The organism is Streptomyces sp. NPDC007808, from assembly GCF_042868655.1.
Taxonomy (GTDB): domain Bacteria; phylum Actinomycetota; class Actinomycetes; order Streptomycetales; family Streptomycetaceae; genus Streptomyces.
Genome location: NZ_JBIAEQ010000002.1, coordinates 925,434 through 951,211, shown reverse-complemented (window position 1 = coordinate 951,211; position 25,778 = coordinate 925,434). Strand labels below are relative to the sequence as shown.

Genomic DNA, 25,778 nt, shown 5'->3' with positions numbered 1-25,778 from the left:
GGGCTGCCCGGGGTGCTCCGCCTGGGAGTGGCTCGCCTGCGAGTGCTCCGCGGCCGGGGAGTGCCGGGCCGCGCCGAGGCCGCGGGTCGTGAGGGGATGGCCCCCCGGTGCGCCCGGGTCGGCGGGTCACGAGTCCGTCGCCCGCTTCCTGCGACGGAGTGCGCCGCCCCCTTTCCCCGACGGGGGTCCGTCACCCTCCTCCCGCGACGGCGTCCGGCGTGGCCCGTCCTGGCCCCGGGTTCACGCGCTCCCTGTCGCCTGCTGCCGGTCCTCCTGGGCAGCCTCCCGCATCCCCGTCAGAAAGCCTCTGATGGCGGCGAGTTCACGCGCGTCGTACCCGTGCAGCAGATCCACCGCCCGGTCGATCAGCGGTCCGAAGTGCTGCCACCCGAGGGCGACGGCCCGCTCGTCCACCGTGACCGTGACCTTGCGGCGGTCCCGGTCGCTGCGCACCCGCCGCACATGTCCCGCCCGCTCCAGCCGGTCGACGAGTGCCGTGGTCCCCGCCGAGTTCAGTCCGAGCGCCGCGCCGAGCTGTCCTGCGGTGGTCTCCTCGCCCGCGCGGGCGGCGTCCATCAGGGCGATCAGCGCCCGTACGTCCGTGGGATGCATGCCGTTGCGCTGGGCGAACCGGGCGCTGTGCATCCCCAGTTCGACAGTCACCGCACGCAGCAGATGGACGATCTCCATCTCGGGCGTCCGTCCGGCCCCGTCGACGGACTCCTCGAACTCCTGGTCGGACACGTGCCGCCTCCGGCTATCATCTCGCTGAACAAGTATCTCGGTGAGCGAGATAATAGGGGGTTGCCGCTCATGAGCGCTCGCGATACGTACGACATGCACGCCTTTCACGCCGCCTACGACCAGGTCATGTCCACGTGGTCGGCGCCGGTGGAGGTCGCGGCCGTGCCCACGCCCCACGGCGTGACGCACGTCAACGTGTCCGGCCCGGCCGACGGCCCCCCGCTCGTCCTGCTGCCGGGCGGTGGCGGCGCGACCTCCGCCTCCTGGTACCGGCAGGCCGCCGAACTCTCCCGGGTCCACCGGCTGTACGCCGTCGACCTGATCGGCGCCCCGGGGCGCAGCACGCCCGCCGCCGACCGCCACCCGCGCACGCTCGCCGACCTGGCGGCCTGGCTGGACGCCCTCCTCAAGGGCCTCGGCCTCGCCGTGACCGACCTGGGCGGGTACTCGTACGGCGCCTGGATCGCGCTGCACCACGCCCTGCACGCGCCCGACCGGGTGCGCCGCCTGGTCCTGCTGGACCCGACCCAGTGCTTCGCCGGGTTCAGGCCGCGCTACCTGTGGCACGCGCTGCCGATGCTGCTGCGGCCCACACCCCGGCGGGTCCGCGCCTTCCTGGAGTGGGAGACGGGAGGTGCGCCCCTCGACCCGGACTGGCTCGCGCTGCAGGAGGCGGCCGCAGGCTTCCCCGCCCTGCAGCCGGTGACCGGGTCGCGCCCCGCGCCGGACGCGCTGCGCCGCCTGGAGCTGCCGGTCCTGCTGCTCCTCGCGGGAGGCAGCCGAGCCCATGACCCCGCCGAGGTGGCCGCCCGCGCCGAAGCGCTGCTGCCGCGCGTCACGGCGATCACGCTGCCGGAGGTCTCCCACCACGCCCTGCCGCTCGCGGCTCCGGCCGAGGTGGGCCGCCGTTTCACCGACTTCCTCACCCGCTCCACGGGCTGAGCGCCGGCCCGTCCCGCGAGGGTGCCGGTCGCGTGTGCCGGTCGGCGTACCGCCGTAGGCGACCCGGGGCCCGGCCCGCCGGCCGGCCTCACCGCCGCAGGCTGTAACTCACCAGCGACGCCCCGACGACCGACCCGAACGCCGGCAGCAGGAAGGGCGCGAAGACCTCCCATCCCCACGCGATCCCCGCGCACGCCGCCGTGACGTTGATGGCCAGCGACAGGATCCACAGGGCGACACTCTGGGCCTGGGGTGACATCGTCTCCTCGTCCTCGTGTGTTCGGGGGGAAGGTCCTGGACGGGCGGATATCAATCCGGTCCCGGTCTCGGAGAGGCAGGGAATTCCGAACCGGGTGTGCGCGTCGAAAGGGGAGCGCCGGAGGTGTTCCCGCTCGGCGCGGACGGTCCCGGAGCCACGATCGCGTGGTGACCGGAAAGCGCCGGAGCCATCACGAGCAGCGCCAACGTGCCGACCGCGCACAGGCCGACGAGCAACCTCCCGGCGGTGTACGCGGGCCGGGGGGCGTTCGGGCCCGGGGGAGGCATCGGTATCACGGTCGCTCCGGAATCGACTCCGTTCCCCCTTTTGGCAATCCCCTGGATTCTGGCACGAGAAAGGAAACCGAAAGACGCCCCGAGGATGCTTGAACTGTAAATCTTCGAGCTTCCTTGTGAATTCACCGTGAAAGCTGAGCGATCTTCCGCATACTGATCGGTTGCTTTATGGGGAGCGCATTCCGGCTCGCGCCCCCTCGGCTGTCGTACCCGGGCGGTAGCGTTCGGATCATGTCCAATCAGGCGGGGAGCGGTGAGCGGCGACTGGCGGTGCTCGAAGGCGTGTTGGAGCGCATCACCTACGCCAACGAGGAGAACGGCTACACGGTCGCCCGGGTGGACACCGGCAGAGGCGGCGGTGACCTCCTCACCGTCGTCGGCGCGCTGCTCGGCGCCCAGGTCGGCGAGTCGCTGCGCATGGAGGGCCGCTGGGGCTCCCACCCGCAGTACGGCAAGCAGTTCACCGTCGAGAACTACACGACCGTCCTGCCGGCCACGGTCCAGGGCATCCGCCGCTACCTCGGCTCCGGACTGGTCAAGGGCATCGGCCCGGTCTTCGCCGACCGCATCACCCAGCACTTCGGCATGGACACCCTGAAGATCATCGAGGAGGAGCCCAAGCGGCTCATCGAGGTGCCGGGCCTCGGCCCCAAGCGCACCAGGAAGATCGCCGACGCCTGGGAAGAACAGAAGGCGATCAAGGAGGTCATGCTCTTCCTCCAGACCGTCGAGGTCTCGACGTCGATCGCGGTCCGCATCTACAAGAAGTACGGCGACGCCTCGATCTCGGTCGTGAAGAACCATCCCTACCGGCTGGCGGCCGACGTCTGGGGCATCGGCTTCCTCACCGCCGACAAGATCGCCCAGTCCGTCGGCATCCCGCACGACAGCCCGGAGCGCGTGAAGGCGGGACTGCAGTACGCCCTGTCGCAGGCCACCGACCAGGGCAACTGCTACCTCCCCGAGGAGCGGCTGATCGCGGACGGGGTGAAGCTGCTCCAGGTCGACACCGGGCTGGTCATCGAGTGCCTCGCGGAGCTGGCCCAGGTCCCCGAGGACGGCGGCGATCCCGGGGTGGTCCGGGAGAAGGTCCCCGGCCCGGACGGCGGCTCGGAGCCGGTCACCGCCGTCTACCTCGTCCCCTTCCATCGGGCCGAACTCTCCCTGTCCGCCCAGCTGTTGGGGCTGCTGCGCACGGACGAGGACCGGATGCCGGGCTTCCGTGAGGTGGCCTGGGACAAGGCGCTGGGCTGGCTGAAGGGCCGCACGGGCGCCGACCTGGCCCCCGAACAGGAGGCGGCCGTCAAGCTGGCGCTGACGCAGAAGGTCGCCGTCCTCACCGGCGGTCCCGGCTGCGGCAAGTCCTTCACCGTGCGCTCGATCGTGGAGCTGGCCCGTGCCAAGAAGGCCAGGGTCGTGCTCGCCGCCCCGACGGGACGCGCCGCCAAGCGCCTGTCCGAACTCACCGGCGCCGAGGCCTCCACCGTCCACCGCCTCCTGGAGCTGAAGCCCGGCGGTGACGCGGCCTACGACAAGGACCGGCCGCTCCAGGCCGACCTGGTGGTGGTCGACGAGGCGTCCATGCTGGACCTGCTGCTCGCCAACAAGCTGGCCAAGGCCGTACCGCCGGGCGCCCATCTGCTCTTCGTCGGTGACGTCGACCAGTTGCCCAGCGTGGGCGCGGGCGAGGTCCTGAGGGACCTCCTGGCCGACGGCGGGCCGATCCCGGCCGTGCGGCTGACCCGGGTGTTCCGGCAGGCGCAGCAGTCCGGTGTGGTGACCAACGCGCACCGGATCAACGCCGGGCAGCATCCCGTCACCGACGGCATGAAGGACTTCTTCCTCTTCGTCGAGGACGACACGGAGGAGGCCGGACGGCTCACGGTGGATGTCGCGGCCCGCCGGATCCCGGCGAAGTTCGGCCTCGACCCGCGCCGGGACGTGCAGGTCCTCGCCCCCATGCACCGCGGCCCCGCCGGCGCCGGCACCCTGAACGGCCTGCTCCAGCAGGCCATTACCCCCGGACGCCCGGATCTGCCGGAGAAGAGGTTCGGCGGCCGGGTCTTCCGCGTCGGCGACAAGGTCACTCAGATCCGCAACAATTACGAGAAGGGGGAGAACGGCGTCTTCAACGGCACCGTGGGCGTGGTCACCTCGCTCGACCCGGTCGAGCAGCGCCTGACGGTGCTGACCGACGAGGACGAGGAGGTGCCGTACGACTTCGACGAACTGGACGAACTGGCGCACGCGTACGCGGTGACGATCCACCGTTCACAGGGGAGTGAATATCCCGCCGTGGTGATCCCGGTCACCACCGGTGCATGGATGATGCTCCAGCGGAACCTGCTCTACACGGCGGTGACCCGGGCCAAGCGGCTGGTCGTCCTCGTGGGGTCGCGCAAGGCGATCGGTCAGGCGGTGCGCACGGTCTCCGCGGGGCGGCGGTGCACGGCGCTCGACCACCGGCTCGCCGGCTTCTGACCGGTGACCGACTCCCGCTCGGTCAACTCCCTGACCTGCCGGTTCGTGGGGGCCCGAAAAAAATGATCGATCAAACGAGTCGTGAAGGTCACAGAGCACTTCCAGATGGGGAAAACAGCGGGCAGGATGACAGGTTGGCGGCACTCAGTGCCGCCAATAGGCCCAATGGTCGACCCCGAGTGCACTCTCCTGAGCCGAATGGGGGAGGGTAGAGACAGTCAGGGCAACCTCGAAGATGAGGCACAACGTCGGTGAGGGAAGACGTGAGCGACAACTCTGTAGTACTGCGGTACGACGGCAACGAGTACACCTACCCGGTGATCGACGGCACCGTCGGTGACAAGGGCTTCGACATCGGCAAGCTCCGAGCCCAGACCGGTCTCGTGACCCTGGACAGCGGCTACGGCAACACCGCCGCCTATAAATCCGGCATCACCTACCTCGACGGTGAGCAGGGCATCCTCCGGCACCGCGGCTACCCGATCGAGCAGCTGGCCGAGCGCTCCACCTTCCTGGAGGTGGCGTACCTGCTGATCAACGGCGAGCTGCCCACCGTCGACGAGCTCGCGACGTTCAAGAACGACATCACCCAGCACACCCTGCTGCACGAGGACGTCAAGAACTTCTACAAGGGCTTCCCGCGCGACGCCCACCCGATGGCGATGCTGTCCTCGGTCGTCTCGGCGCTGTCCACCTTCTACCAGGACAGCCACAACCCGTTCGACGAGCGTCAGCGCAACCTCTCGACGATCCGCCTGCTCGCCAAGCTTCCGACGATCGCGGCGTACGCGTACAAGAAGTCGATCGGCCACCCGTTCGTCTACCCGCGCAACGACCTCGGCTACGTCGAGAACTTCCTGCGCATGACCTTCTCGGTGCCGGCGCAGGAGTACGAGCTCGACCCGATCGTGGTCGCGGCCCTGGACAAGCTGCTGATCCTGCACGCGGACCACGAGCAGAACTGCTCGACCTCCACGGTCCGCCTGGTCGGCTCCTCGCAGGCGAACATGTTCGCCTCGATCTCCGCGGGCATCAACGCCCTGTGGGGCCCGCTGCACGGCGGTGCCAACCAGTCGGTGCTGGAGATGCTGGAGGGCATCCGCGACGCCGGCGGCGACGTCGACTCCTTCATCCGCAAGGTGAAGAACAAGGAGGACGGCGTCCGCCTGATGGGCTTCGGCCACCGGGTGTACAAGTCCTTCGACCCGCGCGCCAAGATCATCAAGGCTGCCGCGCACGACGTCCTTTCGGCCCTCGGCAAGTCCGACGAGCTGCTGGACATCGCGCTGAAGCTGGAGGAGCACGCGCTCTCCGACGACTACTTCGTCTCGCGCAACCTCTACCCGAACGTCGACTTCTACACCGGCCTGATCTACCGGGCCATGGGCTTCCCGACCGAGATGTTCACGGTCCTGTTCGCCCTCGGCCGGCTGCCGGGCTGGATCGCCCAGTGGCACGAGATGATCAAGGAGCCGGGTTCGCGCATCGGCCGCCCGCGCCAGATCTACACCGGCGTCGTGGAGCGCGACTTCGTTCCCGTCGAGGAGCGCTGAGCCTCGTCACCAGGAGCCCCGTGTCCGGCGTCGGCCGGGTGCGGGGCTTTCGTGCGTGCGTGCGCGGGCGGCTTGGCTGGGACGGGCCTTGCGGGGCTGCCCGTATGACGGGCCTGCCCCTATGACAGAAGGCGCCCTGGCGGCGGTCCCCCCACGGGCCGACGTCCAGGGCGCCTTCCCATGTCCCGGTGCGGATTCCCCCCACGGGATCCGGCCGGGCGTCTGTGAAGTCAGCGCCTGAAATCGCTGTTGAGCTAAACGAGCAGAACTCGACGTACTCATGTATGCGGTTGTGGTGTGCGATCTGCCGGGACAGCGCACGCTCGGGACGGCCGCTCAAAGCTTCCCGAGGTGCGTGCCCCGGCGACGCAACTCTGAGGAAGTCCCCCAAGACATCCCCAGATGCCAGGTGGCGCCCCCCAAGACGCCGACTGACATCGTCAACTTAGACCTTCGAACCCCTTCGATGGTTACGTTCACATCACTGTGATCTGCGTCTCTTGCATATGTCCGTTAGATGCGCAAGAGCCCCGATACGGCGATCGAGACCCCAGCGTAAGGACGATGCGCGAGTCTTGTGAAGAGCTTATGTGAGCCGGGCGCGGGACTCCAGAGGGGCCCAGCGGGGTTCTTACTACGAATTCACCGGAACGTCCGCAGCCGCAGGCTGTTGGTGACCACGAACACGGACGAGAAGGCCATCGCGGCCCCCGCGATCATCGGGTTCAGCAACCCGGCGGCGGCCAGCGGCAACGCGGCGACGTTGTACCCGAAGGCCCACACGAGGTTGCCCTTGATCGTGCCCAGCGTCCTGCGGGACAGCCGGATCGCGTCCGCCGCCACCCGCAGGTCCCCGCGCACCAGCGTCAGGTCGCCGGCCTCGATCGCCGCGTCAGTCCCCGTCCCCAGGGCGAGACCCAGATCGGCGGTGGCGAGCGCCGCCGCGTCGTTGACGCCGTCACCGACCATGGCGACGCACCTGCCCTCGCGGCGGAGCCGCCGTACGGTCTCGGCCTTGTCCTCGGGCAGGACCTCCGCGATCACCTGATCGATACCGACCGCCTGCGCGACCGACTCGGCGACGGCCCTGTTGTCCCCGGTCAGCAGGACCGGGGTGAGGCCCAGCGCGCGCAGCTCGCGCACCGCCTCGGCGCTGGTCTCCTTCACCGCGTCGGCGACCGCGAGGACCCCGCGCACGGAACCGTCCCAGGCGACCACGACGGCCGTACGGCCCTCCTGCTCGGCCTGCGCCTTGGCGCGGGCGAGTTCGGCGGGAAGCCCGGCGGTCTGCTCGGCGAGCCGCCCGACCGTCACGTCATGGCCCTGCACGCGCCCGCGTGCGCCCCGCCCGGGCACGTTCCGGAACTCCTCGACCTGCGGCAGTGGACCGACCCGCTCCTCGGCGCCCAGGGCGACGGCACGGGCGACCGGGTGCTCCGAGGCGTGTTCCACGGCGCCCGCGAGCCGCAGCACCTGCTCCTCGTCGGCGCCCTCGGCGGCGTGGACCCGCTGAAGGGTCATACGGCCTGTGGTGACCGTGCCGGTCTTGTCCAGCAGGACGGTGTCGACGCGGCGCGTGGACTCCAGGACCTCGGGCCCCTTGATGAGGATGCCGAGCTGGGCGCCACGGCCCGTGCCGACCATGAGGGCCGTGGGCGTGGCGAGTCCCAGGGCGCAGGGACAGGCGATGATCAGCACCGCGACGGCCGCGGTGAACGCGGCGACGGTGTCGTCGGTGGCGCCGAACCACACGCCGAAGGTGGCGACCGCGAGGACGATCACCACGGGGACGAAGACCGCGGAGACGCGGTCCGCGAGCCGCTGCACCTCGGCCTTGCCGTTCTGCGCGTCCTCCACCAGCCTGGCCATCCGCGCGAGCCGGGTGTCGGAGCCGACCCGGGTGGCCTCGACGACGAGGCGCCCGGCGGTGTTGACCGTCGCGCCGGTGACCGCGTCCCCGGCGGTCACGTCCACCGGTACGGACTCGCCGGTCAGCATGGAGGCGTCGACCGCGGAGGCGCCCTCGACGACGGTGCCGTCGGTGGCGATCGTCTCGCCGGGCCGTACGACGAACCGGTCGCCGACGGCGAGTGAGTCGACCGGGACCCGGACCTCGCGCCCGTCCCGCAGGACGGCCACGTCCTTCGCGCCGAGTTCCATGAGGGCGCGCAGCGCCGCGCCCGCGCGCCGCTTCGCTCGGGCCTCCAGATAGCGGCCGAGGAGGATGAAGGCGATGACTCCGCAGGCCACTTCGAGGTAGATCTGCGAGGCGCCGTCCGCGCGCGAGACGGTGAACTCGAAGTCGTGGCGCATACCCGTCATGCCGGCGTCGCCCAGGAACAGGGCCCACAGGGACCAGGTGTAGGCGGCCAGCGTGCCCAGGGAGACCAGGGTGTCCATGGTCGCCGCCCCGTGCCGGGCGTTCGTGAAGGCGGCCCGGTGGAAGGGCAGTCCGCCCCAGACCACGACCGGCGAGGCGAGGGTGAGCGCGAGCCACTGCCAGTTGTCGAACTGCAGCGCCGGGATCATCGACAGCAGGACGACCGGGACGGCGAGCAGGGCCGAGACGGTGAAGCGCTGCCGGTAAGCGGCCGGTTCGGAGTCTTCCGGGGGCGTCCGGGACGCGTCCGGGGACTCCTGGGGGGCGGGTTCCGGCGGAAGGGGCTCCTGTGCCGTGTACCCGGTTCTCTCCACGGTGGCGATCAGGTCGGCGACCTGGACGTCCGCGGAGTGGCTGACCCTCGCCTTCTCCGTGGCGTAGTTCACCGTGGCGGTGACGCCGTCCATGCGGTTGAGCTTCTTCTCGACGCGGGCGGCGCAGGAGGCGCAGGTCATCCCGCCGATGAGCAGCTCGACCTCGGCGGTGCCGGTGGACCCGGCCGAGGCGTGCGCCACGGCTGCCTCGGCCCCGTCGGCCGGTCCGACTATCGACGGTTGGTCGGTGGTGCGGGACATGGCCAGACTCAGGCCTTGCCGACCAGTTCGAAGCCGGCCTCGTCGACGGCCGCGCGGACGGCCTCCTCGTGGAGCGGGGCGGCCGAGACCACGGTGACCTCACCGGTCGAGGCGACGGCCTGCACCGAGCCGACACCGGGCAGCTCGGAGATCTCGCCGGAGACGGCGCCCTCGCAGTGCCCGCAGCTCATGCCGCTCACCTTGTAGACGGTGGTGACGGAACCCGGGGTGTCGGTCTGGGCGGTCATGTCGTTCTCCTCGTCGAGGCGTGTGGGGCTGACGGGCCCGCGGGGGCCCTTCGGATTCCACGGTATACCCCTACGGGGTATTAATCCAAGAAGGGTCTTCGTGGATCCGTGGGGGTGGCCTCGGGGCGTGGTGGATGCTCTCCGGGTGGGCGGGTGCCCGGAGCGTGGGTGGTGGTTCTGCGGGGTGGACGGGTGCCCCGAGCGCGGGTGGTTCTCCGGGATCGACGGGTGTCCACAGCGGGCGGGCGTATTCCCGGGCGGGCGGTGTGCTCCGGGCGGGAGCGGTGTGTTCCGGGCGGGCGGTGTGCTCCGGGCGGGGCGGTGTGCTCCGGGCGGGCCCCGTCGGGTCAGGCCGAGTCGAGGTGTCCGAGTCTGTCGCCCACCAGTGGGTCGAGGTAGCGGATCAGGGCGTTCTTCAGCTCCCGCACATAGGCGTCCCGCTCGGCTCCCTCGTGGGCGAGGATCAGCTCCAGGCCCGCCTTGTACATCCCCAGGCACATGTGCGCGGTGCGGGTGAGGTCGGCCGGCGGGGCTTCCGGGAGCAGCGAGGAGAGCAGGTCCTCGATGCGGGAGAGCAGGGTCGCGTGCAGGGCGTCGTGCTCCTCGGCGATACGGCCGGGGATGTCGGGGCCGTGCATCAGCGCGAAGAAGACGGGGTGCTCGCAGTTGAACGCGATGAACCGGTCGACGGCCGAGCCGACCGCCTCCTCCACCGGGGTGGCGGGGTCGACCGGCGCGAGCGCCTCGCCGTAGGTCTCGCGCATCTCGTGCATGAGCCGGGTGCCCAGCTCGATCGCGATCGCTTCCTTGTTCGGGAAGAACTGATAGAGCGTGCCCGGTGAGACGCCGGCCTCGCGGGCGATGGCGTTGGTGCTGGCGGCCGTGTAGCCGGTGGTGGTGAAGACGCTGGCCGCGGCGTCGAGCAGTTGGGCGACACGGCGCTCACCGCGGGCCTGGCGGCGGCGCGGCTGTTCCTTCTCCTGATGGGCCTGGCCGGCCTTCTCCCGGTTGGCGGACACGCGTTATCCCCAGCTCTCCGAACGCGATTGACAAACGCGAGCAGTCGCTCGCATTCTAAGGAAACGCGAGCGATGTCTCGTGTTTGTCAGTCTATGGCAGTGACAGCTCCATGCTGCCCTGCTGCGCACAGCATGGATCAGGGTGAAGGGGACACCGCACAATGACCGAAGTCAACAGGCCACCCGGGATCGGAGGCTGGACCCGCTTCGTCACGGCCCGCCCCCGCCTCTCGCTGCTCGTGGCCCTGGTGCTCACCGCGCTCGCCGTGCTGGTGGGCAGCGGTGTCGCCGACCGTCTGGGCAGCGGCGGCTGGGAGGATCCGCACGCCGGGTCGACGTACGCGACCAAGGCGCTGGAGCGCGAGTTCCCCGCCTCCCAGCCCAACCTCCTGCTCCTCGTGGACGCGGGCGGCGCCTCCGTGGACGACCCCGCGGTCGCCGCCGAGGCCAAGCGGCTGGTGGAGCGCCTGGCGGGTGAGAAGGGCGTCACCGGGGTCGGCTCCTACTGGCAGACCAAGTCGCCCTCCCTGCGCGCGCAGGACGGCCATGAGGCGCTGATCGCCGCCCGCATCACCGGCGACGAGAAGGAGGCGGGGGAGACCCTGGACCGGATCGCGCCCGCCTTCCGGGGCACGCACGGCCCGGTGGAGGTCGGTGTCGGCGGCCCGGTCGCCGTGCGGCACGAGATGCAGACGATCATCCAGGAGGACCTGCTCCGTGCCGAGATGATCGCCCTGCCGGTCACCCTGGTGCTGCTGGTGATGGTCTTCGGCAGCGCGGTGGCGGCCCTGCTGCCGCTGGGCATCGGCATCGTCGCCATCCTCGGCACCAACGCGGTGCTGCGCGGCCTGACCGAGTTCACCGACGTGTCGGTCTTCGCGATGAACCTCACCACGGCCCTCGGCCTGGGCCTGGCCATCGACTACGCCCTGTTCATCGTCCGCCGCTTCCGTGAGGAACTCGCCACCGGCGGCGACCCCCTGACAGCGGTCGGCACCACCCTGCGCACGGCCGGCCGCACCGTCCTCTTCTCGGCCCTCACGGTCGCGGTGTCCCTCGCGGCGATGCTGCTCTTCCCCCAGTACTTCCTGCGGTCCTTCGCCTACGCGGGCATCGCGGTGGTGCTGCTGGCCGCCGCGGCCGCGCTGATCCTGCTCCCGGCGGCACTGATCCTGCTGGGCCACCGGGTCAACTCCCTGGATCTGCGCCGGCTGTTCCGGCGCGGACGCAGGTCGCCGGAGCCCGACGGAGCGAGCGCAGCGCCGGAGGGCAGGGCCTGGACCCGCACGGCGAACCTCGTGATGCGCCGGGCCCCGTTCTTCGCGCTGGGCACCACCGCCGTCCTCGTCCTGCTCGGACTGCCCTTCCTGGGCGTGAAGTTCGGTACGGCCGATGATCGCCAGCTGCCGTCGAGCGCCGAGTCCCGAGTGGTGCAGCAACACATCCGCGACGGCTTCCCGGGCAGTCCCGGCGGTGGCCTGGAGGTGCTCACCGAGGGCCGGGCGACGCAGGCGCAGTACGCCGACTACAAGGAGCGGATCGCCGCCCTCCCCGGTGTGGTCCGGGTCGACGGGCCCCTGGTGAAGGGCGAGCACGCGTACTTCACGGTGCAGCCGAAGGGCGAGGCGGTCGACGAGCAGGCCCAGCGCCTCGTCGACGACCTGCGTGCTGCCCGGGCCCCGTTCGACACCGAGGTGACCGGTGCCGCGGCGGTCCTGGTGGACTCCAAGGACGCGATAGCCGAACGCCTGCCCCTGGCCGCGGCCTTCATAGCGGTCGTCACCCTGCTGCTGGTGTTCCTGCTGACCGGGAGTGTGCTGATCCCGGTCCAGGCGGTGGTGCTCAACGCGCTGAGCCTGACGGCGATGTTCGGCGCGGTGGTGTGGGTCTTCCAGGACGGCCATCTGTCCGGGCTGCTCGGCTTCACCAGCCCCGGCTCGATCGAGACGACCCTCCCGGTGCTGATGTTCTGCGTCGCCTTCGGCCTGTCGATGGACTACGGCGTGTTCCTGCTCTCCCGCATCAAGGAGGAGTACGACACGACCGGCGACCACGACCAGTCCGTCCGCCACGGCCTGCAGCGCACCGGCGGGCTGATCACCGCGGCCGCCGTGATCCTCGCGGTGGTGATGGTCGCGATAGGCACCTCCCGGGTCACCAACACCAAGATGCTCGGCCTCGGCATCGCCCTGGCGGTGCTGATGGACGCGATGATCGTCCGCAGCCTGCTGGTGCCGGCCGTGATGCGGCTGACGGGGCGGGCGACATGGTGGGCGCCGGGTCCGCTCAGGCGGTTCCATCAGAGGTTCGGGCTGAGCGAGGGGGAGCCGGCGGTGGCCCCGGTGACCGAGTCGGCACAGGAGCGGGAGAAGGTGAGCGCGCGCGGCTGACCTCACGGGAGCACGCCTGAGGACGCGGGGACCGCACACCTCCCCACGCCGACCGGCTGGACGGCGCAGGTCGTGTCCGGCGCAGGTCGCGTGCGGCGCAGGTCGCGTACGGCGCAGGTCGCGTGCGGCGCAGCGGCCGGCGTCCGCGATGATCTGCGTGCAAGGAGCGCGAACCAAAGGAGACCGGGATGCGGGCTGTCGTGTTCGAACGGTACGGGGAGGAGGCCGAGGTGCGTGAGGTGCCCGATCCCCGCCCCGCGCCCCACGGAGTGACCGTGCGCGTCGAGGCCACCGGTCTGTGCAGAAGCGACTGGCACGGCTGGCAGGGTCACGACCCGGACATCGCCCTCCCGCACGTCCCCGGACACGAGCTGGCCGGGGTCGTGGAGGCAGTGGGCGCCCGCGTCACGGGCTGGCGTCCCGGCGACCGCGTCACCGTGCCCTTCGTGTGCGCCTGCGGCAGCTGCGGGGCGTGCGCGGCGGGGGACCAGCAGGTGTGCGAACGGCAGACCCAGCCCGGCTTCACCCACTGGGGCTCCTTCGCCCAGTACGTGGCGCTGGACCACGCCGACGTCAACCTGGTCGCGGTACCCGCCGAGATGTCCTTCGCGACGGCGGCCGCGCTCGGGTGCCGGTTCGCCACGGCGTTCCGGGCGGTCGTGCAGCAGGGCCGGGTGGCGGCGGGGGAGTGGGTCGCCGTTCACGGCTGCGGCGGAGTGGGCCTGTCGGCGGTGATGATCGCGGCGGCGGCCGGCGCCCGAGTCGTCGCGGTGGACGTCTCACCGAAGGCTCTGGACCTGGCGCGGACGTTCGGGGCGGCGGAGTGCGTGGACGCGGCGAGCACACCGGACACCGCGGGCGCGGTTCGCGAGCTGACCGGTGGGGGCGCCCAGCTCTCCCTGGACGCCCTCGGTTCCCCTGCCACCTGCGCCGCCTCCGTGAACGGTCTGCGCCGCCGGGGCCGGCATGTCCAGGTGGGCCTGCTGCCCTCGGCGGACGGCACGACCCCGGTGCCCCTCGCCCGTGCCATCGCCCTCGAACTCGAACTGCTGGGCAGTCACGGCATGGCGGCGCACACCTACCCGGCGATGCTGGAACTGGTCCGGGCGGGCGTGCTGCGGCCGGATCTGCTGGTGACGTCGACGATCGGGCTGGACGCGGTGCCCTCGGCCCTGGCGGCGATGGGGACGGCGCCGGGGGCGGGGGCGACGGTCATCGAGCCATGGAGGTGACGATCAGGACGCGGCGGACGTGACAGCGGTGTCGGGGTGACCGCGATGGGCGGCCCACTCCGGGGCGAGGATCGACATCTGGATCTCGTCGATCCACTCGCCCCCGAACCACACCGACTGCCGGCTGACGCCTTCGGCGACGAATCCGACCTTCTCGTAGGCGCGCCGGGCCCGTGGGTTGTAGGGCAGGACGTGCAACGAGACGCGGTGCAGGTCGAGTTGCTCGAAGGCATGACCCACGATCAACCGGATGGCTTCCGTACCCAGGCCGCGATCGCGTCCCGCGGGGCCGATCAGGATGCGGAAGCTGCAGCTGCGGTTGTACTCGTCCCAGTCGTTCAGGACGACTTCGCCCACGAGTTCGCCGCTCGCCCGGTCCACGATGCCGAGGTCGAGCCGGTCGGTCTGGTCGTTGCGGCTCCCGTACCAGACGCGCAGCCGGTCCAGCCCGAACTTGTCGTCGGGGCTGCCGGTCAGCCGTATCACCTCGGGGTCGTCGAGGATCCGCGCCATCACGGGCGCGTCCTCCTCGACCAAGGGACGCAACAGCGCCCGCTCGCCGCGGAGTACGGGTTTCACGGAGAAGTCGCTCATGGGGCGACTGTGCCCCACGACCGGGGCGGGGCACAGCTCATTTTTTTCCGGCTGTCAGCCCGACCTGCGGCCCCGGTTCCCCGGACGGGAGGCCACCCAGGCCCGGACCGTGTCGGGATACCAGAAGGGCTTGCCGCCCTCCACATGGTCGGGTGGTGGCAGCAGCCCGTGCTTGCGGTACGACCGCACGGTGTCCGGCTGCACCTTGATGTGCGCCGCGATCTCCTTGTACGACCAGAGGATTCGGTCGGTCATCGTTTGCACCTCCCTGCGCGCGCCGCGGTGGCGACCGGGAGCGGTCGTCGGGGGGACCGTGCGCAGCGCTGGCGATCACAAAGCCTGTGTCCGGTCAACGACGCACAGTGAGCACGGGCAGGGTCTGTGCAGCGGGTGTGACGCAAGGCCTGCGGACATGCGACACCCGTGACAGGAAGGGTGCGCTTGTGACACAGCTGCCACAAAGGCGCGCGCCGGGGGCAGGGCGCGGCGCGTTGACAGATGCGGGCGGGCCGACCGGCAGCCGGCCGACCCGCGGACGGCTGCCCGTGCTATCGGACAACGGCTGCCCCTGCTGTCAGGCAACGGCGGGCCGGGCCGACCCGCGGACGGCTGCCCGTGCTGTCAGGCAAAGGTGGGCCCGGCCGGCACGCAACGGTGGGTCGGGCCCGCTGCGCCGGACCCGACCCACCAGCTCCCCCGCCTCGAACGGCTCGTTCGCCGAGGGCCACAGCCTGCATTCAGTCAGGCTCGCGGGTCTTGGAAAAAAGCGCACCCCGCTCGGACACGAGCGCGAGACTCGTCGCCGCACCCGTCAGCCGGTCCGGCGCCGGCACATGGCCCGGCGTCCGCCGGGCGGCGGTGAACTCGCGCGGTGTGCACCCCGTCATCGCCTTGAACTCACCGCTGAGATGCGCCTGGTCGTAGTACCCGCACACCGCCGCGGTCTCCGCCTGTCCCCGCCCCGCCGCCAGCAGCGTGCGTGCCCGTTGCAGCCGCAGCACGCGGGCCGCGGCCTTCGGACCCAGCCCGATCTGTTCCCGGAAGCGGTTCTCCAGGTGCCGTACGCTCCAGCCCACGTCGTCGGCGAGCCGCCGTACCGGTATCGCTCCACCCGTGCGCGTCAGCTCCGCCCAGGCCCGCACCACCCGCCGCGAACACGGCGTACCGGCGTCCGACCAGCGGGCGAACACGTCGTCCAGCAGCCGGAAACGGGCCTCCCAGGTCGGCAACGCGGCCAGCGCGGCGGCGAGTTCCCCGACGCGGGTGCCCAGGGCGTGCGGAAGCTCGTCGGGGTCGACGGTCCGGTTGGCGAGTTCGTACTGCGGCGTCCCGAACAGCGTGAACGCCGCCCAGGGCATCAGCAGTACCTCGACCCCGGCGAGCCGACCACTGTGCTCGCCGACGGCCGGGGTGGTCGTCGGCCCGCAGTAGACGCAGACCAGGGTGTCCGTGGGCCGGCCGGCCCGCGAGATCCGTACCGGCTCTCCGAACCCGAGCAGCAGGGTCGCCGCCCCGATGGGCGCTTCCAGCCGCGCCCGGGGCCGGTCCAGAGCCAGCCGCATCCCGCGATAGCCGATCACGCCGGGCCGCAGCCGTGGATCAGGCCGGGCCACCGCCGTCTCCCAGGATCCCCAAGGCCCCTCACCCGAGCGAACGCGCACGGCACTCGTCATCGACCCATGCTGCAACGCCACTCAAGGAGTGCGGGGCACCGTGCGGCAAGCCACACAGAACCCGCGCGGCAAGCCACACAGAACCCGCACGGCAAGCCACACAGAACCCGCACGCGCACGCGCCCCCACACCCCGCACCCTCAAGGGCGCCTCTCACGCCCCGCAGGACCTCAGGAAGGCCCGGGTCCGCCGAGCGATCGGCAGCGGTTTGTCCGGGTCGCACGGGTACATGTCCTGTTCGACGATCGCGAACAGCTCCACGTCCAGCTTCTGCGCGGCCTCCAGCACCGGCCCCAGCGCGGGGACCCCGCCCGGCGGCTCACACATCACGCCCTGTGCCACGGCCGGTCCGAACGGCGTCCCCTTGGCCCGGACGTCGGCGAGGATCTCCGGGTCCACCTGCTTCAGATGCAGGTAGCCGATCCGCGACCCGTACGTCTCGATCAGCTTCACGCTGTCCCCGCCGCAGTACGCGTAGTGCCCCGTGTCCAGGCACAGCGACACCAGATCGGAGTCGGTCCCGTCCAGGAACCGGACCACGTTCTCCTCGCTGTCGATGTGGGTGTCGGCGTGCGGGTGGACGACGATCCTCAGCCCGTACCGCTCGCGCACCTCCCGTCCCAGCCGCTCGGTCAGCGAGGTGAGGTTCCGCCACTGCTGCGGAGTCAACGTGTCCGGCTCCAGCACCTCACCGGTCTTGTCGTCCCGCCAGAAGGAGGGGATGACGACCAGGTGCTTCGCCCCCATGGCCTGCGCCAGCACCGCGTTGTCCGCCACGTGCGCCCAGGTCTTCTCCCACACCGCCTCACCGTGGTGCAGCCCCGTGAAGACCGTGCCCGCCGACACCTTCAGGCCACGCCGCGAGGTCTCCTCGGAGAGGACCACGGGGTCGGTCGGCAGATACCCGTACGGCCCCAGCTCGATCCACTCGTAACCGGAGTCGGCGACCTCGTCGAGGAAGCGCCGCCAGGGGACCTGCTGCGGGTCGTCGGGAAACCACACACCCCATGAGTCGGGAGCCGAGCCGATGCGGATGCGGGACAGTGAGGACTGAGGTGACAACGACGTCATGGCGGTCAGCTTCGGCGCGCGCAGCAAGCGCTGTCAAGGTCTGGTCCGAATGTCTGGACAAAACATTGACAGGGCTGCGTGCCTGGGACTACAAAGCGGGAGAGCCGATACGAAGGGAACGCGATGGCGTACGACCTGATCACCATGGGGCGGATCGGAGTGGACCTCTACCCGCTGCAGACCGGCGTCCCGCTGCCGCAGGTCACCTCCTTCGGCAAGTTCCTCGGCGGCTCGGCGACGAACGTCGCGGTCGCCGCGGCCCGCCTGGGGCGCCGTACCGCGGTGATCACCCGCACCGGCGATGACCCGTTCGGCACCTACCTCCACGAGGCCCTGAAAGGCTTCGGCGTCGACGACCGCTGGGTCACCCCGGTCCCGGGCCTGCCCACCCCGGTCACCTTCTGCGAGGTCTTCCCGCCGGACGACTTCCCGCTGTACTTCTACCGGCAGCCCAAGGCCCCCGACCTGGAGATCGACGCCCACGAGCTCGACCTCGACGCCATCCGCGACGCCCGCGTCTTCTGGGTCACCGGCACCGGCCTGAGCGAGGAGCCCAGCCGTACGGCGACGCTCGCGGCCCTCGCGCACCGCGCCAAGTCCGGCATCACGGTCTTCGACCTCGACTGGCGCCCGATGTTCTGGAAGGACCCGGAGGCCGCCCGCCCGTTCTACGCCGAGGCCCTCAAGCACACCACCGTCGCCGTCGGCAACCTCGACGAGGTCGAGGTCGCCACGGGCGTCCGGGAGCCGAAGGCCGCCGCGCAGGCGCTGCTGGAGGCCGGTGTCGAGCTCGCGGTCGTGAAGCAGGGCCCCAAGGGCGTGCTCGCCGTGGACGACAAGGGCGACGAGGCCGAGGTGCCGCCCCTCCCCGTGAACGTCCTCAACGGCCTCGGCGCCGGTGACGCCTTCGGCGGCTCGCTCTGCCACGGGCTGCTCGAAGGCTGGGACCTGGAGCGGACCATGCGGCACGCCAACGCGGCCGGCGCCATCGTCGCCTCCCGCCTGGAGTGCTCCTCCGCCATGCCGACACCGGACGAGATCGAGGCCGCCATCGCCGCGGGGGCCGTCAAGTGAGCGTCGACATCGCGGACCTCGTCCGCCTGCGCACCCAGCGCCCCGAGGCGATCGCGGAGGCTGCCGCCCGGCGTGTCCGGCGCCCCCTCCTCGGCGACTCCGGCCGGCTGATGATCGTCGCCGCCGACCACCCGGCCCGCGGCGCGCTCGGCGCCGGCGGCCGCAGCATGGCCATGGCCAACCGCGCCGACCTGCTCGAACGCCTCTGCCTGGCGCTGTCCCGGCCCGGCGTCGACGGTGTGCTCGCCACCGCCGACATCCTCGACGACCTGTTGCTGCTCGGCGCCCTCGACGGCAAGGTCGTCATGGGCTCCATGAACCGCGGTGGCCTGCAGGGCGCCAGCTTCGAACTCGACGACCGCTTCACCGGCCACCGCCCCGAGGACATCCAGCGCCTGCGCTTCGACGCCGGCAAGCTGCTCCTGCGTATCGACTACGACGACCCGGGCTCCCTCACCACCATGGAGTCCACCGCCCGCGCCATCGACGAGATGGCCGCACGGCAACTGCCCGTCTTCGTCGAGCCGTTCCTCAGCCACCGCACCCCCGACGGCAGGGTCGGCAACGACCTGTCCGCCGAAGCCGTCACCAAGTCCATCGCCATCGCCTCGGGCCTGGGCGGCACCTCGGCCTACACGTGGCTGAAGGTGCCGGTCACCGAGAACCCCGACGACATGGCCGAGGTCATGGCGACCTCCACGCTGCCCGCCGTGCTGCTCGGCGGCGAGGTGGGGGGCTCCGCCGAGGATCAGCAGGGGGCGTACGAGAAGTGGCGCGGCGCCCTTCAACTGCCCACGGTGCGGGGCCTGGTGGTGGGCCGCTCGTTGCTCTACCCGGCGGACGGGGACGTGGCCGCCGCCGTGGACACCGCCGTAGGACTGCTGTGAGGGCCCTATGACCAGCGAGCTGCACATCGCCGAGGGTGGCACCGCGAACGCCCGGTACGCCGTCGGCATCGATCCCGAGCGGGCCGGCGGGACCCGAGGCGGTCCAGGGGCTGCCCGTATGACGGGCTGCCCGCATGACGGGTGGATCGCCGAGCCGGAGCCGGCCTGCTCGCACACCTTCGCCGGCGGTGACGGCGAACGGACCGTGCCGCCGCTGAACGGCGGACGCACGGCTCGCCTCCACGGCGACGACGGGAAGGACGAGTTCCAACTCCCGGGCCGGAGGAACGTGTTCAGTGGAGTCAGCGACTTCGCGCACGTTCCCCGGGACGCCCGGGCACAGATCGCCTCCGGCGCGGGTGGCCGCTTTGCTTTGGCAGGAGCGAAGTGCGAGCGAAGACTCCCCGCCCGCTACGGCCCCGCGCCGGAGGTTCCCGTCGAGCGGCGGGGCAGCGGCACCCGCACCCGGCAGGTCCACGGCGAGAACCGGCCCGGCGAGAGGCCCGAGCCGGAGCAGGGCGGGTCCGACACCCTCGCGGAGGTCCGCTCCGGTGATGCCGCGCCGGAGGTCCCCGACGGACGGCACGGCCCGTCGATCGCCCGGCCCGGCCACGCCGTGTACTACTTGAACGTGATGGCCGGTCCGGGTGGGACCCCGTGGCGGATCCGCCTCCGTCCGGAGCACGCAGAAGGCACAGGGCACGCAGAAGGCACAGGGGGTTGCCGATGACCTCGACGACGAGGCTCACGGTGGCACAGGCGCTCGTCCGCTTCCTGTCCGCCCAGTACACCGAGCGTGACGGGGCGCGGCAGCGCCTGATCGGCGCCACCTGGGGAATCTTCGGGCACGGCAATGTCGCCGGGATCGGACAGGCGCTCGTCGAGTACGGCGACGCGATGCCCTACCACCAGGGCCGCAACGAACAGGCGATGGTGCACGCGGCCGTCGGCTACGCCCGCCAGTCCAACCGCCTGTCCACCCACGCGGTGACGACCTCCATCGGCCCCGGCGCGACCAACCTCGTCACCGGCGCGGCCCTCGCCACCATCAACCACCTCCCGGTCCTGCTCCTCCCCGGCGATGTCTTCGCCACCCGCCCCGCCGACCCGGTCCTGCAGCAGCTGGAGGTGCCGTACGCGGGTGATGTGTCGGTCAACGACTGTCTGCGGCCGGTGTCGAGGTACTTCGACCGGATCACCCGGCCCGAAGCCCTGATCCCCTCCGCGCTGCACGCCGTGCGGGTGCTGACGGACCCGGCGGAGACCGGCGCGGTCACCCTCGCGCTGCCGCAGGACGTGCAGGCCGAGGCGTACGACTGGCCCGAGGACTTCTTCGCCGAGCGCACCTGGGTGATCCGCCGCCCGGGCGCCGACCCGACCGAACTGGCCGAGGCGGTGCGCACGATCAGGTCCGCCCGCAGGCCCCTGGTCGTCGCGGGCGGCGGCGTCCACCACAGCCGTGCAGAGGAGGCGCTCGCCGAGTTCGCCGAGTCCACCCGCATCCCGGTCGCCTCCACCCAGGCAGGCAAGGGCTCCCTGCGCTTCGACCACCCCCAGGACGTCGGCGGCATCGGCCACACCGGCACCGCCACCGCCGACGAACTCGCCCGCACCGCCGACCTGGTCATCGGCGTCGGCACGCGTTTCACCGACTTCACCACCGCCTCCGGCACCCTGTTCACCGGCGCGGGCGTCCGTTTCCTCAACCTGAACATCGCGCCCTTCGACGGACACAAGCTCGCCGGCCGGCCGCTGATCGCGGACGCCCGCAGCGGCCTCATGGAGCTGACCGAGGCGCTGGGCATGCACGACCACCGGGTCGCCGACTCCTACCTCAGCGAGTACTCCGAGGACAAGGAGCGCTGGGAGCAGCGCGTCGACGCCTGCTACGAGGCCGACGAGCCGGACGTACGGCCTACCCAGCCGCAGGTCCTGGGCGCGCTGGACGCGATCGTCGACGAGACGGACGTGATCATCAACGCCGCCGGCTCACTCCCCGGCGACCTGCACAAGCTGTGGCGGGCCCGCTCACGCGACCAGTACCACCTGGAGTACGGCTACTCCTGCATGGGCTACGAGATCCCGGCCGCGATCGGCGTCAAGATGGCCGCCCCGGACCGGCCCGTGTGGGCGCTGGTCGGCGACGGCACCTATCTGATGATGCCGACGGAGATCGTGACGGCCGTGCAGGAGGGCGTCGCCATCAAGGTGCTGCTGGTGCAGAACCACGGGTACGCGTCCATCGGCGGCCTGTCGGAGCAGACCGGCGCCGAGCGCTTCGGCACCGCCTACCGCTACCGCGCGGACGACGGCACCTTCACCGGTGCCCCGCTCCCCGTCGACCTGGCCGCCAACGCCGCGAGCCTCGGCATGCGGGTGCTGCGCGCGAAGACTGTACGGGAGCTGCGCGAGGCGCTCGTCGCGGCCCGCGCGGCCGACACTCCCACATGTGTCTACGTCGAGACCGAAACGGCAGACACTGTGTCGGGCGCGCCGCCCGCGCAGGCCTGGTGGGATGTTCCTGTGGCCGAGACCGCGACCCGACCGTCGACGGTCAAGGCGCGTGAGCTGTACGAACGGCACGTCTCGACCCGACGCCGCCATCTGTGAAGGAGCAACTGGGCATGACGAAGATCGTCAACCACTGGATCGGCGGCAAGACCGCCGAAGGCGCGTCGGGTACGTACGGGCCGGTCACCGACCCGGCCACCGGCGCGGTCACCACGAAGGTCGCGTTCGCCTCGGTCGACGAGGTGGACGCGGCGGTCGCCGCCGCCAAGGAGGCGTACCTGACCTGGGGCCAGTCCTCGCTGGCCCAGCGCACCTCGATCCTGTTCAAGTTCCGCGCCCTGCTGGACGCCCACCGCGACGAGATCGCCGAGCTGATCACCGCCGAGCACGGCAAGGTGCACTCCGACGCCCTCGGTGAGGTGGCGCGCGGCCTGGAGATCGTGGACCTCGCGTGCGGCATCAGCGTGCAGCTGAAGGGCGAGCTGTCGACGCAGGTCGCCAGCCGCGTGGACGTCTCCTCGATCCGGCAGCCGCTGGGCGTGGTCGCGGGCATCACACCGTTCAACTTCCCGGCGATGGTCCCGATGTGGATGTTCCCCCTCGCCATCGCGTGCGGCAACACCTTCGTGCTCAAGCCGAGCGAGAAGGACCCGTCGGCGTCGATCAGGATCGCCGAGCTGCTGGCGGAGGCCGGCCTGCCGGACGGCGTCTTCAACGTGGTCCACGGCGACAAGGTGGCCGTCGACCGCCTCCTGGAGCACCCGGACGTCAAGGCGGTCTCCTTCGTCGGCTCCACCCCGATCGCCCGCTACATCCACACCACCGCCTCCGCCAACGGCAAGCGCGTCCAGGCGCTCGGCGGCGCCAAGAACCACATGCTGGTCCTGCCGGACGCCGACCTGGACGCGGCTGCCGACGCCGCCGTGTCGGCCGCCTACGGCTCGGCGGGCGAGCGCTGCATGGCCATCTCGGCGGTCGTCGCGGTCGGCGCGATCGGCGACGAGCTGGTGGAGAAGATCCGCGAGCGCGCCGAGAAGATCAAGATCGGCCCCGGCAACGACCCGGCCTCCGAGATGGGCCCGCTGATCACCGCCGCGCACCGCGACAAGGTGGCCTCCTACGTCACGGGCGCGGCGGCCGAGGGCTGCGAGGTGGTCCTGGACGGCACCGGCTACACGGTCGACGGCTTCGAGGACGGCCACTGGATCGGCATCTCGCTCCTCGACAAGGTGCCGACCAGCGCGAAGGCGTACCAGGAGGAGATCTTCGGCCCGGTGCTGTGCGTGCTGCGTGCCGAGACCTACGAGGACGGCGTGGCCCTCATCAACAGCTCGCCGTTCGGCAACGGCACCGCGATCTTCACCCGGGACGGCGGCGCCGCCCGCCGCTTCCAGCTGGAGATCGAGGCCGGCATGGTCGGCGTGAACGTCCCGATCCCGGTCCCCGTCGGCTACCACTCCTTCGGCGGCTGGAAGGACTCGCTCTTCGGCGACCACCACATCTACGGCAACGACGGCACGCACTTCTACACCCGCGGCAAGGTCGTCACCACCCGCTGGCCCGACCCGGCCGACGCCCCCTCCGGCGTCGACCTGGGCTTCCCGCGCAACCACTGAGCACCCTCCTGTCACACCCTCTGACCTGCACTAATCTGGTCAGAGGGTGTTGCCTGTCCACCCAGAGTCCGCAGCGTCTTGATCCGGGGCGTTGTATGCCCCGTCGATGGCACGCCTCGTCCGGTCCTCCGAGTCGGGAAAACAGGTGGCTGTACACATCAAGGTCACAGATGCTCCGACACGACCTTGACCGACTCGCCCGCTGCGATCAGCAGCGAGGCGTAGGTCTGCCGCAGTTGGTGCATGGCCACCTAGGGCAGGCCGACCTTATGGCGCGCGGGTCGCCATGCGCTGTCCATGAGCCGCGTGGCGACGACAGGACCGCCTTGGGGCCTGGAGCAGGAAGTCGTCTGGTCCGGCCGGATGTGCTGCAAGGTGCGCCACGATGGCGCGTAGCACCACGTCCGGAAGCGGAATGACCCTCTCAGATTCCTATGTCTTCGGCGGACAGACTCGCGTGCTGCCGCCCTTTGTCTGCTGCACCTGCTGCTCGACGCGCATCACCCGCAGTGCGGGGGGGCAGCGGCCCGGTCACGGTCGCTTCCATCATGGGCTGGCACCGCGTCCAGGGACAAGGCGACCGCCTTCTCGGGCGTGCTGGCCGACCTGAAGAAGCGCGGCTTGTCGTCGGCGCTGCTGCAGCAGATCGCCGAGGCCGGTATCGAGGGCGGCGGTCTGGAGACGGCGGGGGCGCTGCTGGCTGCGTCGTCGTCGGAGATCGATTCCCTCAACAGTCTGCAGTCCTAGATCGGGAAGGCAGCCGGGTCCTCGCACCCGGGACGCGGGTGTGGTCGAACCCCGACCGCCGGCGGATAGCAGCAGGCGTGGTCGTCGATGCTCAACGAACCAAGGCGCCCGTCATCCCGGGGTTACAGTCCTGCACCCTCGGGGGAGCGGGAGGTCAAGTTGGTTCGCGCGCGAGGTGCCCCGCCCGCCCTCTGATGCATGGGGTGCAAGGATGGGGCGGGCGTTCATACGGCGGCGCGGCTCACGCGCGGGCAGAGACGATGAGCGTCCCCACCGTGCGTCGTCCGGGTGGCGCCGCCAGCACCGTCGCGCGCACGTCCGTGTAGCCATGCTCAGCCAGTACCCGCTCCCACACGTCCGGCTCGTAGTCCCAGCGCTTCACGACGAGCGGGTCATCGTCGGGGCCGCGCGGGATGTACGAGGCCTGGCAGCCGTAGCAGCCCTCGACGGGAGGCCGTTGCGAGAACACCAGACGGCCGCCCGGGCGGAGCCGCTCACGCACGGTGGGCAGCAGCTTGGCGGGGTCGGTAAACCACAGAGCTCCGTACACCGAGTACATCGCGTCGAACGTCTCCGCCGAATCCTGCAGGAAGGTGACGGCCTCCGCCTGGTGCAGCTCCAGGCCAGGCGCGCCGGCCCAGCGTTCGCGGGCGGCACTCAGCTGCGCGCACGAGATATCGATGCCGACAGCTCGCATACCGAGGGCAGCCAGATGCGCGGCGTTGCCGCCCTTGCCGCAGCCGAGGTCCAGGGCGCGGCCTCCGGGTCGAAGACTGAGGAGTTCGGCCCCGGGCCCGTGGTCGGGGTACTGGGTCCAGTTGAACCAGGTCGTGTCGCCGCGGGCGTTCACTGGTCGGCGCTCAGGCCGCTGCCGCGCGTAGGTGTCCCAGGCGATCGCGGTGTCTGTCACGTCGTACTCCGCTCATAGGGCCAGCCGTCCGGCTGTGACACCGGACGGCTGGAGTGTCTTACAGGGGATGCAGGGTTGTCAGCCGGTCTTGGGGCTGTCGTGGCATCCGGCATGGCACTGGTTGCAGTCGGCTGCCGAGTGCCACAGTTCGGCGTCGACGGTGTATCCGGCGGCCTGGATCGCGGCCATGGTGCGCTCGCGTGCGGCTGCGGCCCCGCCCGGCGCCTGCTCGTTCCCGTCGTCGGTCGGGACGTGGTGGACGAACCGGCCGACGACGCGTTCGCAGAAGTCGGCGTAATCGATGGTGTGCAGGATGAACGCGTGCCAGCCGTAGTCGACCAGCTCGCTCGGTACGAGGTTCCTGCCGGGCTGCTGGCCCGAGGCCGCGATGAACGCGGCGGCCTGACCGACGATGCGGCGCGCGGTCGCATCGTTGATGTCAGGGTGCTCGGTGGTGATGCGCCGGGCGAGCCGCTCGGTCACCTCGGGGTCAACCAGGGTGATCGGGTCGGTGGTGCCCACGGGGCGTTCCAACGCGATGGTCACGCTCTTCCTCCTCGTGTGGACGGACGCCTC

Annotated in this window: 22 protein-coding genes; 11 read left to right on the top strand and 11 right to left on the bottom strand. The window is 71.0% G+C overall.

Translation table 11 applies throughout. The features are described 5' to 3' along the window. Window positions 1-240 precede the first annotated feature (240 nt). Complete coding sequence (locus tag ACFYNL_RS10525; RefSeq protein WP_388800601.1) at window positions 241-690, bottom strand: MarR family transcriptional regulator; 450 nt, start codon at window positions 688-690, stop codon at window positions 241-243. A 123-nt stretch (window positions 691-813) separates the two neighbouring features. Here ACFYNL_RS10525 and ACFYNL_RS10520 point away from each other — a divergent pair, with 123 nt between their 5' ends. After that, entirely contained in the window at window positions 814-1,686 is an 873-nt protein-coding gene (locus tag ACFYNL_RS10520) for an alpha/beta fold hydrolase (protein ID WP_388799793.1), read from the top strand. A gap of 88 nt (window positions 1,687-1,774) precedes the next feature. On the opposite strand, the gene ACFYNL_RS10515 is transcribed toward ACFYNL_RS10520, so the two are convergent. Further along, entirely contained in the window at window positions 1,775-1,945 is a 171-nt protein-coding gene (locus tag ACFYNL_RS10515; RefSeq protein WP_019756725.1) for a hypothetical protein, read from the bottom strand. Between the two features lie 527 nt (window positions 1,946-2,472). Between ACFYNL_RS10515 and ACFYNL_RS10510 the strand changes: the two genes are divergently transcribed. Further along, window positions 2,473-4,722, top strand: a complete 2,250-nt coding sequence (locus ACFYNL_RS10510) for an ATP-dependent RecD-like DNA helicase (RefSeq protein ID WP_388799790.1) — start codon at window positions 2,473-2,475, stop codon at window positions 4,720-4,722. Window positions 4,723-4,985: 263 nt separating this feature from the next. Then, window positions 4,986-6,275, top strand: coding sequence for a citrate synthase (locus ACFYNL_RS10505; protein ID WP_388799787.1), 1,290 nt, complete (start codon window positions 4,986-4,988; stop codon window positions 6,273-6,275). 642 nt (window positions 6,276-6,917) lie between these two features. Here ACFYNL_RS10505 and ACFYNL_RS10500 read toward each other — a convergent pair. The 3 genes from ACFYNL_RS10500 to ACFYNL_RS10490 all read right to left on the bottom strand — a co-directional run bounded on the left by ACFYNL_RS10500 (window position 6,918) and on the right by ACFYNL_RS10490 (window position 10,497). Beyond that, complete coding sequence (locus tag ACFYNL_RS10500) at window positions 6,918-9,230, bottom strand: heavy metal translocating P-type ATPase (protein WP_388799784.1); 2,313 nt, start codon at window positions 9,228-9,230, stop codon at window positions 6,918-6,920. A gap of 8 nt (window positions 9,231-9,238) precedes the next feature. After that, entirely contained in the window at window positions 9,239-9,478 is a 240-nt protein-coding gene (locus ACFYNL_RS10495; RefSeq protein WP_388799781.1) for a heavy-metal-associated domain-containing protein, read from the bottom strand. A 347-nt stretch (window positions 9,479-9,825) separates the two neighbouring features. Next, entirely contained in the window at window positions 9,826-10,497 is a 672-nt protein-coding gene (locus ACFYNL_RS10490) for a TetR/AcrR family transcriptional regulator (RefSeq protein ID WP_388799778.1), read from the bottom strand. A 161-nt stretch (window positions 10,498-10,658) separates the two neighbouring features. On the opposite strand from ACFYNL_RS10490, the gene ACFYNL_RS10485 reads away from it, so the two are divergent. Both ACFYNL_RS10485 and ACFYNL_RS10480 read left to right on the top strand, forming a co-directional pair. Continuing rightward, window positions 10,659-12,887: an MMPL family transporter gene (locus ACFYNL_RS10485; protein WP_388799775.1), complete on the top strand. Its 2,229-nt coding sequence runs from the start codon at window positions 10,659-10,661 to the stop codon at window positions 12,885-12,887. Window positions 12,888-13,075: 188 nt separating this feature from the next. Next, on the top strand, window positions 13,076-14,119 hold the full coding sequence (locus ACFYNL_RS10480; protein WP_388799772.1) for a zinc-dependent alcohol dehydrogenase family protein: 1,044 nt from the start codon (window positions 13,076-13,078) through the stop codon (window positions 14,117-14,119). Between the two features lie 3 nt (window positions 14,120-14,122). Here the strand turns inward: ACFYNL_RS10480 and ACFYNL_RS10475 are convergent, their stop codons facing one another. The 4 genes from ACFYNL_RS10475 to ACFYNL_RS10460 all read right to left on the bottom strand — a co-directional run bounded on the left by ACFYNL_RS10475 (window position 14,123) and on the right by ACFYNL_RS10460 (window position 17,457). Then, window positions 14,123-14,713: a GNAT family N-acetyltransferase gene (locus tag ACFYNL_RS10475; RefSeq protein ID WP_388799769.1), complete on the bottom strand. Its 591-nt coding sequence runs from the start codon at window positions 14,711-14,713 to the stop codon at window positions 14,123-14,125. Between the two features lie 54 nt (window positions 14,714-14,767). Beyond that, window positions 14,768-14,968: a helix-turn-helix transcriptional regulator gene (locus ACFYNL_RS10470; protein WP_388799766.1), complete on the bottom strand. Its 201-nt coding sequence runs from the start codon at window positions 14,966-14,968 to the stop codon at window positions 14,768-14,770. A gap of 482 nt (window positions 14,969-15,450) precedes the next feature. Continuing rightward, window positions 15,451-16,386 carry a helix-turn-helix domain-containing protein gene (locus tag ACFYNL_RS10465; protein WP_388799763.1) on the bottom strand — a complete coding sequence of 312 codons (936 nt, stop codon included), beginning with the start codon at window positions 16,384-16,386 and terminating at the stop codon, window positions 15,451-15,453. 153 nt (window positions 16,387-16,539) lie between these two features. Then, complete coding sequence (locus ACFYNL_RS10460) at window positions 16,540-17,457, bottom strand: sugar phosphate isomerase/epimerase family protein (protein WP_388799760.1); 918 nt, start codon at window positions 17,455-17,457, stop codon at window positions 16,540-16,542. A gap of 123 nt (window positions 17,458-17,580) precedes the next feature. Here ACFYNL_RS10460 and iolC point away from each other — a divergent pair, with 123 nt between their 5' ends. From iolC to ACFYNL_RS10430, 6 genes are all read left to right on the top strand, one after another. After that, window positions 17,581-18,531 carry a 5-dehydro-2-deoxygluconokinase gene (gene iolC / locus ACFYNL_RS10455; RefSeq protein WP_388799757.1) on the top strand — a complete coding sequence of 317 codons (951 nt, stop codon included), beginning with the start codon at window positions 17,581-17,583 and terminating at the stop codon, window positions 18,529-18,531. Then, window positions 18,528-19,418: a deoxyribose-phosphate aldolase gene (locus tag ACFYNL_RS10450; protein ID WP_388799750.1), complete on the top strand. Its 891-nt coding sequence runs from the start codon at window positions 18,528-18,530 to the stop codon at window positions 19,416-19,418. The genes iolC and ACFYNL_RS10450 overlap by 4 nt, the downstream gene beginning before the upstream one ends. Before the next feature lie 7 nt (window positions 19,419-19,425). Continuing rightward, window positions 19,426-20,148: a 5-deoxy-glucuronate isomerase gene (locus tag ACFYNL_RS10445; RefSeq protein ID WP_388799747.1), complete on the top strand. Its 723-nt coding sequence runs from the start codon at window positions 19,426-19,428 to the stop codon at window positions 20,146-20,148. Beyond that, window positions 20,145-22,028, top strand: coding sequence for a 3D-(3,5/4)-trihydroxycyclohexane-1,2-dione acylhydrolase (decyclizing) (iolD, locus tag ACFYNL_RS10440; RefSeq protein ID WP_388799743.1), 1,884 nt, complete (start codon window positions 20,145-20,147; stop codon window positions 22,026-22,028). Before ACFYNL_RS10445 ends, iolD begins: the two co-directional genes overlap by 4 nt. A 14-nt stretch (window positions 22,029-22,042) precedes the next feature. After that, on the top strand, window positions 22,043-23,545 hold the full coding sequence (mmsA, locus tag ACFYNL_RS10435; RefSeq protein WP_388799740.1) for a CoA-acylating methylmalonate-semialdehyde dehydrogenase: 1,503 nt from the start codon (window positions 22,043-22,045) through the stop codon (window positions 23,543-23,545). Between the two features lie 594 nt (window positions 23,546-24,139). After that, window positions 24,140-24,292: a hypothetical protein gene (locus ACFYNL_RS10430; protein ID WP_388799737.1), complete on the top strand. Its 153-nt coding sequence runs from the start codon at window positions 24,140-24,142 to the stop codon at window positions 24,290-24,292. Window positions 24,293-24,533: 241 nt separating this feature from the next. On the opposite strand, the gene ACFYNL_RS10425 is transcribed toward ACFYNL_RS10430, so the two are convergent. Together ACFYNL_RS10425 and ACFYNL_RS10420 are read right to left on the bottom strand one after the other, a co-directional pair. Further along, complete coding sequence (locus ACFYNL_RS10425) at window positions 24,534-25,202, bottom strand: class I SAM-dependent methyltransferase (RefSeq protein ID WP_388799735.1); 669 nt, start codon at window positions 25,200-25,202, stop codon at window positions 24,534-24,536. 78 nt (window positions 25,203-25,280) lie between these two features. Then, window positions 25,281-25,748 (bottom strand): glycine-rich domain-containing protein, encoded by a 468-nt coding sequence (locus ACFYNL_RS10420; protein ID WP_388799733.1) that lies wholly within the window; start codon window positions 25,746-25,748, stop codon window positions 25,281-25,283. Window positions 25,749-25,778: the final 30 nt, after the last annotated feature.

Coding starts and splice junctions, on each gene's coding strand:
- ACFYNL_RS10485 (WP_388799775.1), top strand. CDS start 10,659: ATGACCGAAGTCAACAGGCCACCCGGGATCGGAGGCTGGACCCGCTTC.
- ACFYNL_RS10515 (WP_019756725.1), bottom strand. CDS start 1,945: ATGTCACCCCAGGCCCAGAGTGTCGCCCTGTGGATCCTGTCGCTGGCC.
- ACFYNL_RS10470 (WP_388799766.1), bottom strand. CDS start 14,968: ATGACCGACCGAATCCTCTGGTCGTACAAGGAGATCGCGGCGCACATC.
- ACFYNL_RS10465 (WP_388799763.1), bottom strand. CDS start 16,386: ATGACGAGTGCCGTGCGCGTTCGCTCGGGTGAGGGGCCTTGGGGATCC.
- mmsA (WP_388799740.1), top strand. CDS start 22,043: ATGACGAAGATCGTCAACCACTGGATCGGCGGCAAGACCGCCGAAGGC.
- ACFYNL_RS10510 (WP_388799790.1), top strand. CDS start 2,473: ATGTCCAATCAGGCGGGGAGCGGTGAGCGGCGACTGGCGGTGCTCGAA.
- ACFYNL_RS10500 (WP_388799784.1), bottom strand. CDS start 9,230: ATGTCCCGCACCACCGACCAACCGTCGATAGTCGGACCGGCCGACGGG.
- iolC (WP_388799757.1), top strand. CDS start 17,581: ATGGCGTACGACCTGATCACCATGGGGCGGATCGGAGTGGACCTCTAC.
- ACFYNL_RS10525 (WP_388800601.1), bottom strand. CDS start 690: ATGGAGATCGTCCATCTGCTGCGTGCGGTGACTGTCGAACTGGGGATG.
- ACFYNL_RS10495 (WP_388799781.1), bottom strand. CDS start 9,478: ATGACCGCCCAGACCGACACCCCGGGTTCCGTCACCACCGTCTACAAG.
- ACFYNL_RS10460 (WP_388799760.1), bottom strand. CDS start 17,457: ATGACGTCGTTGTCACCTCAGTCCTCACTGTCCCGCATCCGCATCGGC.
- ACFYNL_RS10445 (WP_388799747.1), top strand. CDS start 19,426: ATGACCAGCGAGCTGCACATCGCCGAGGGTGGCACCGCGAACGCCCGG.
- ACFYNL_RS10480 (WP_388799772.1), top strand. CDS start 13,076: ATGCGGGCTGTCGTGTTCGAACGGTACGGGGAGGAGGCCGAGGTGCGT.
- ACFYNL_RS10520 (WP_388799793.1), top strand. CDS start 814: ATGAGCGCTCGCGATACGTACGACATGCACGCCTTTCACGCCGCCTAC.
- iolD (WP_388799743.1), top strand. CDS start 20,145: ATGACCTCGACGACGAGGCTCACGGTGGCACAGGCGCTCGTCCGCTTC.
- ACFYNL_RS10475 (WP_388799769.1), bottom strand. CDS start 14,713: ATGAGCGACTTCTCCGTGAAACCCGTACTCCGCGGCGAGCGGGCGCTG.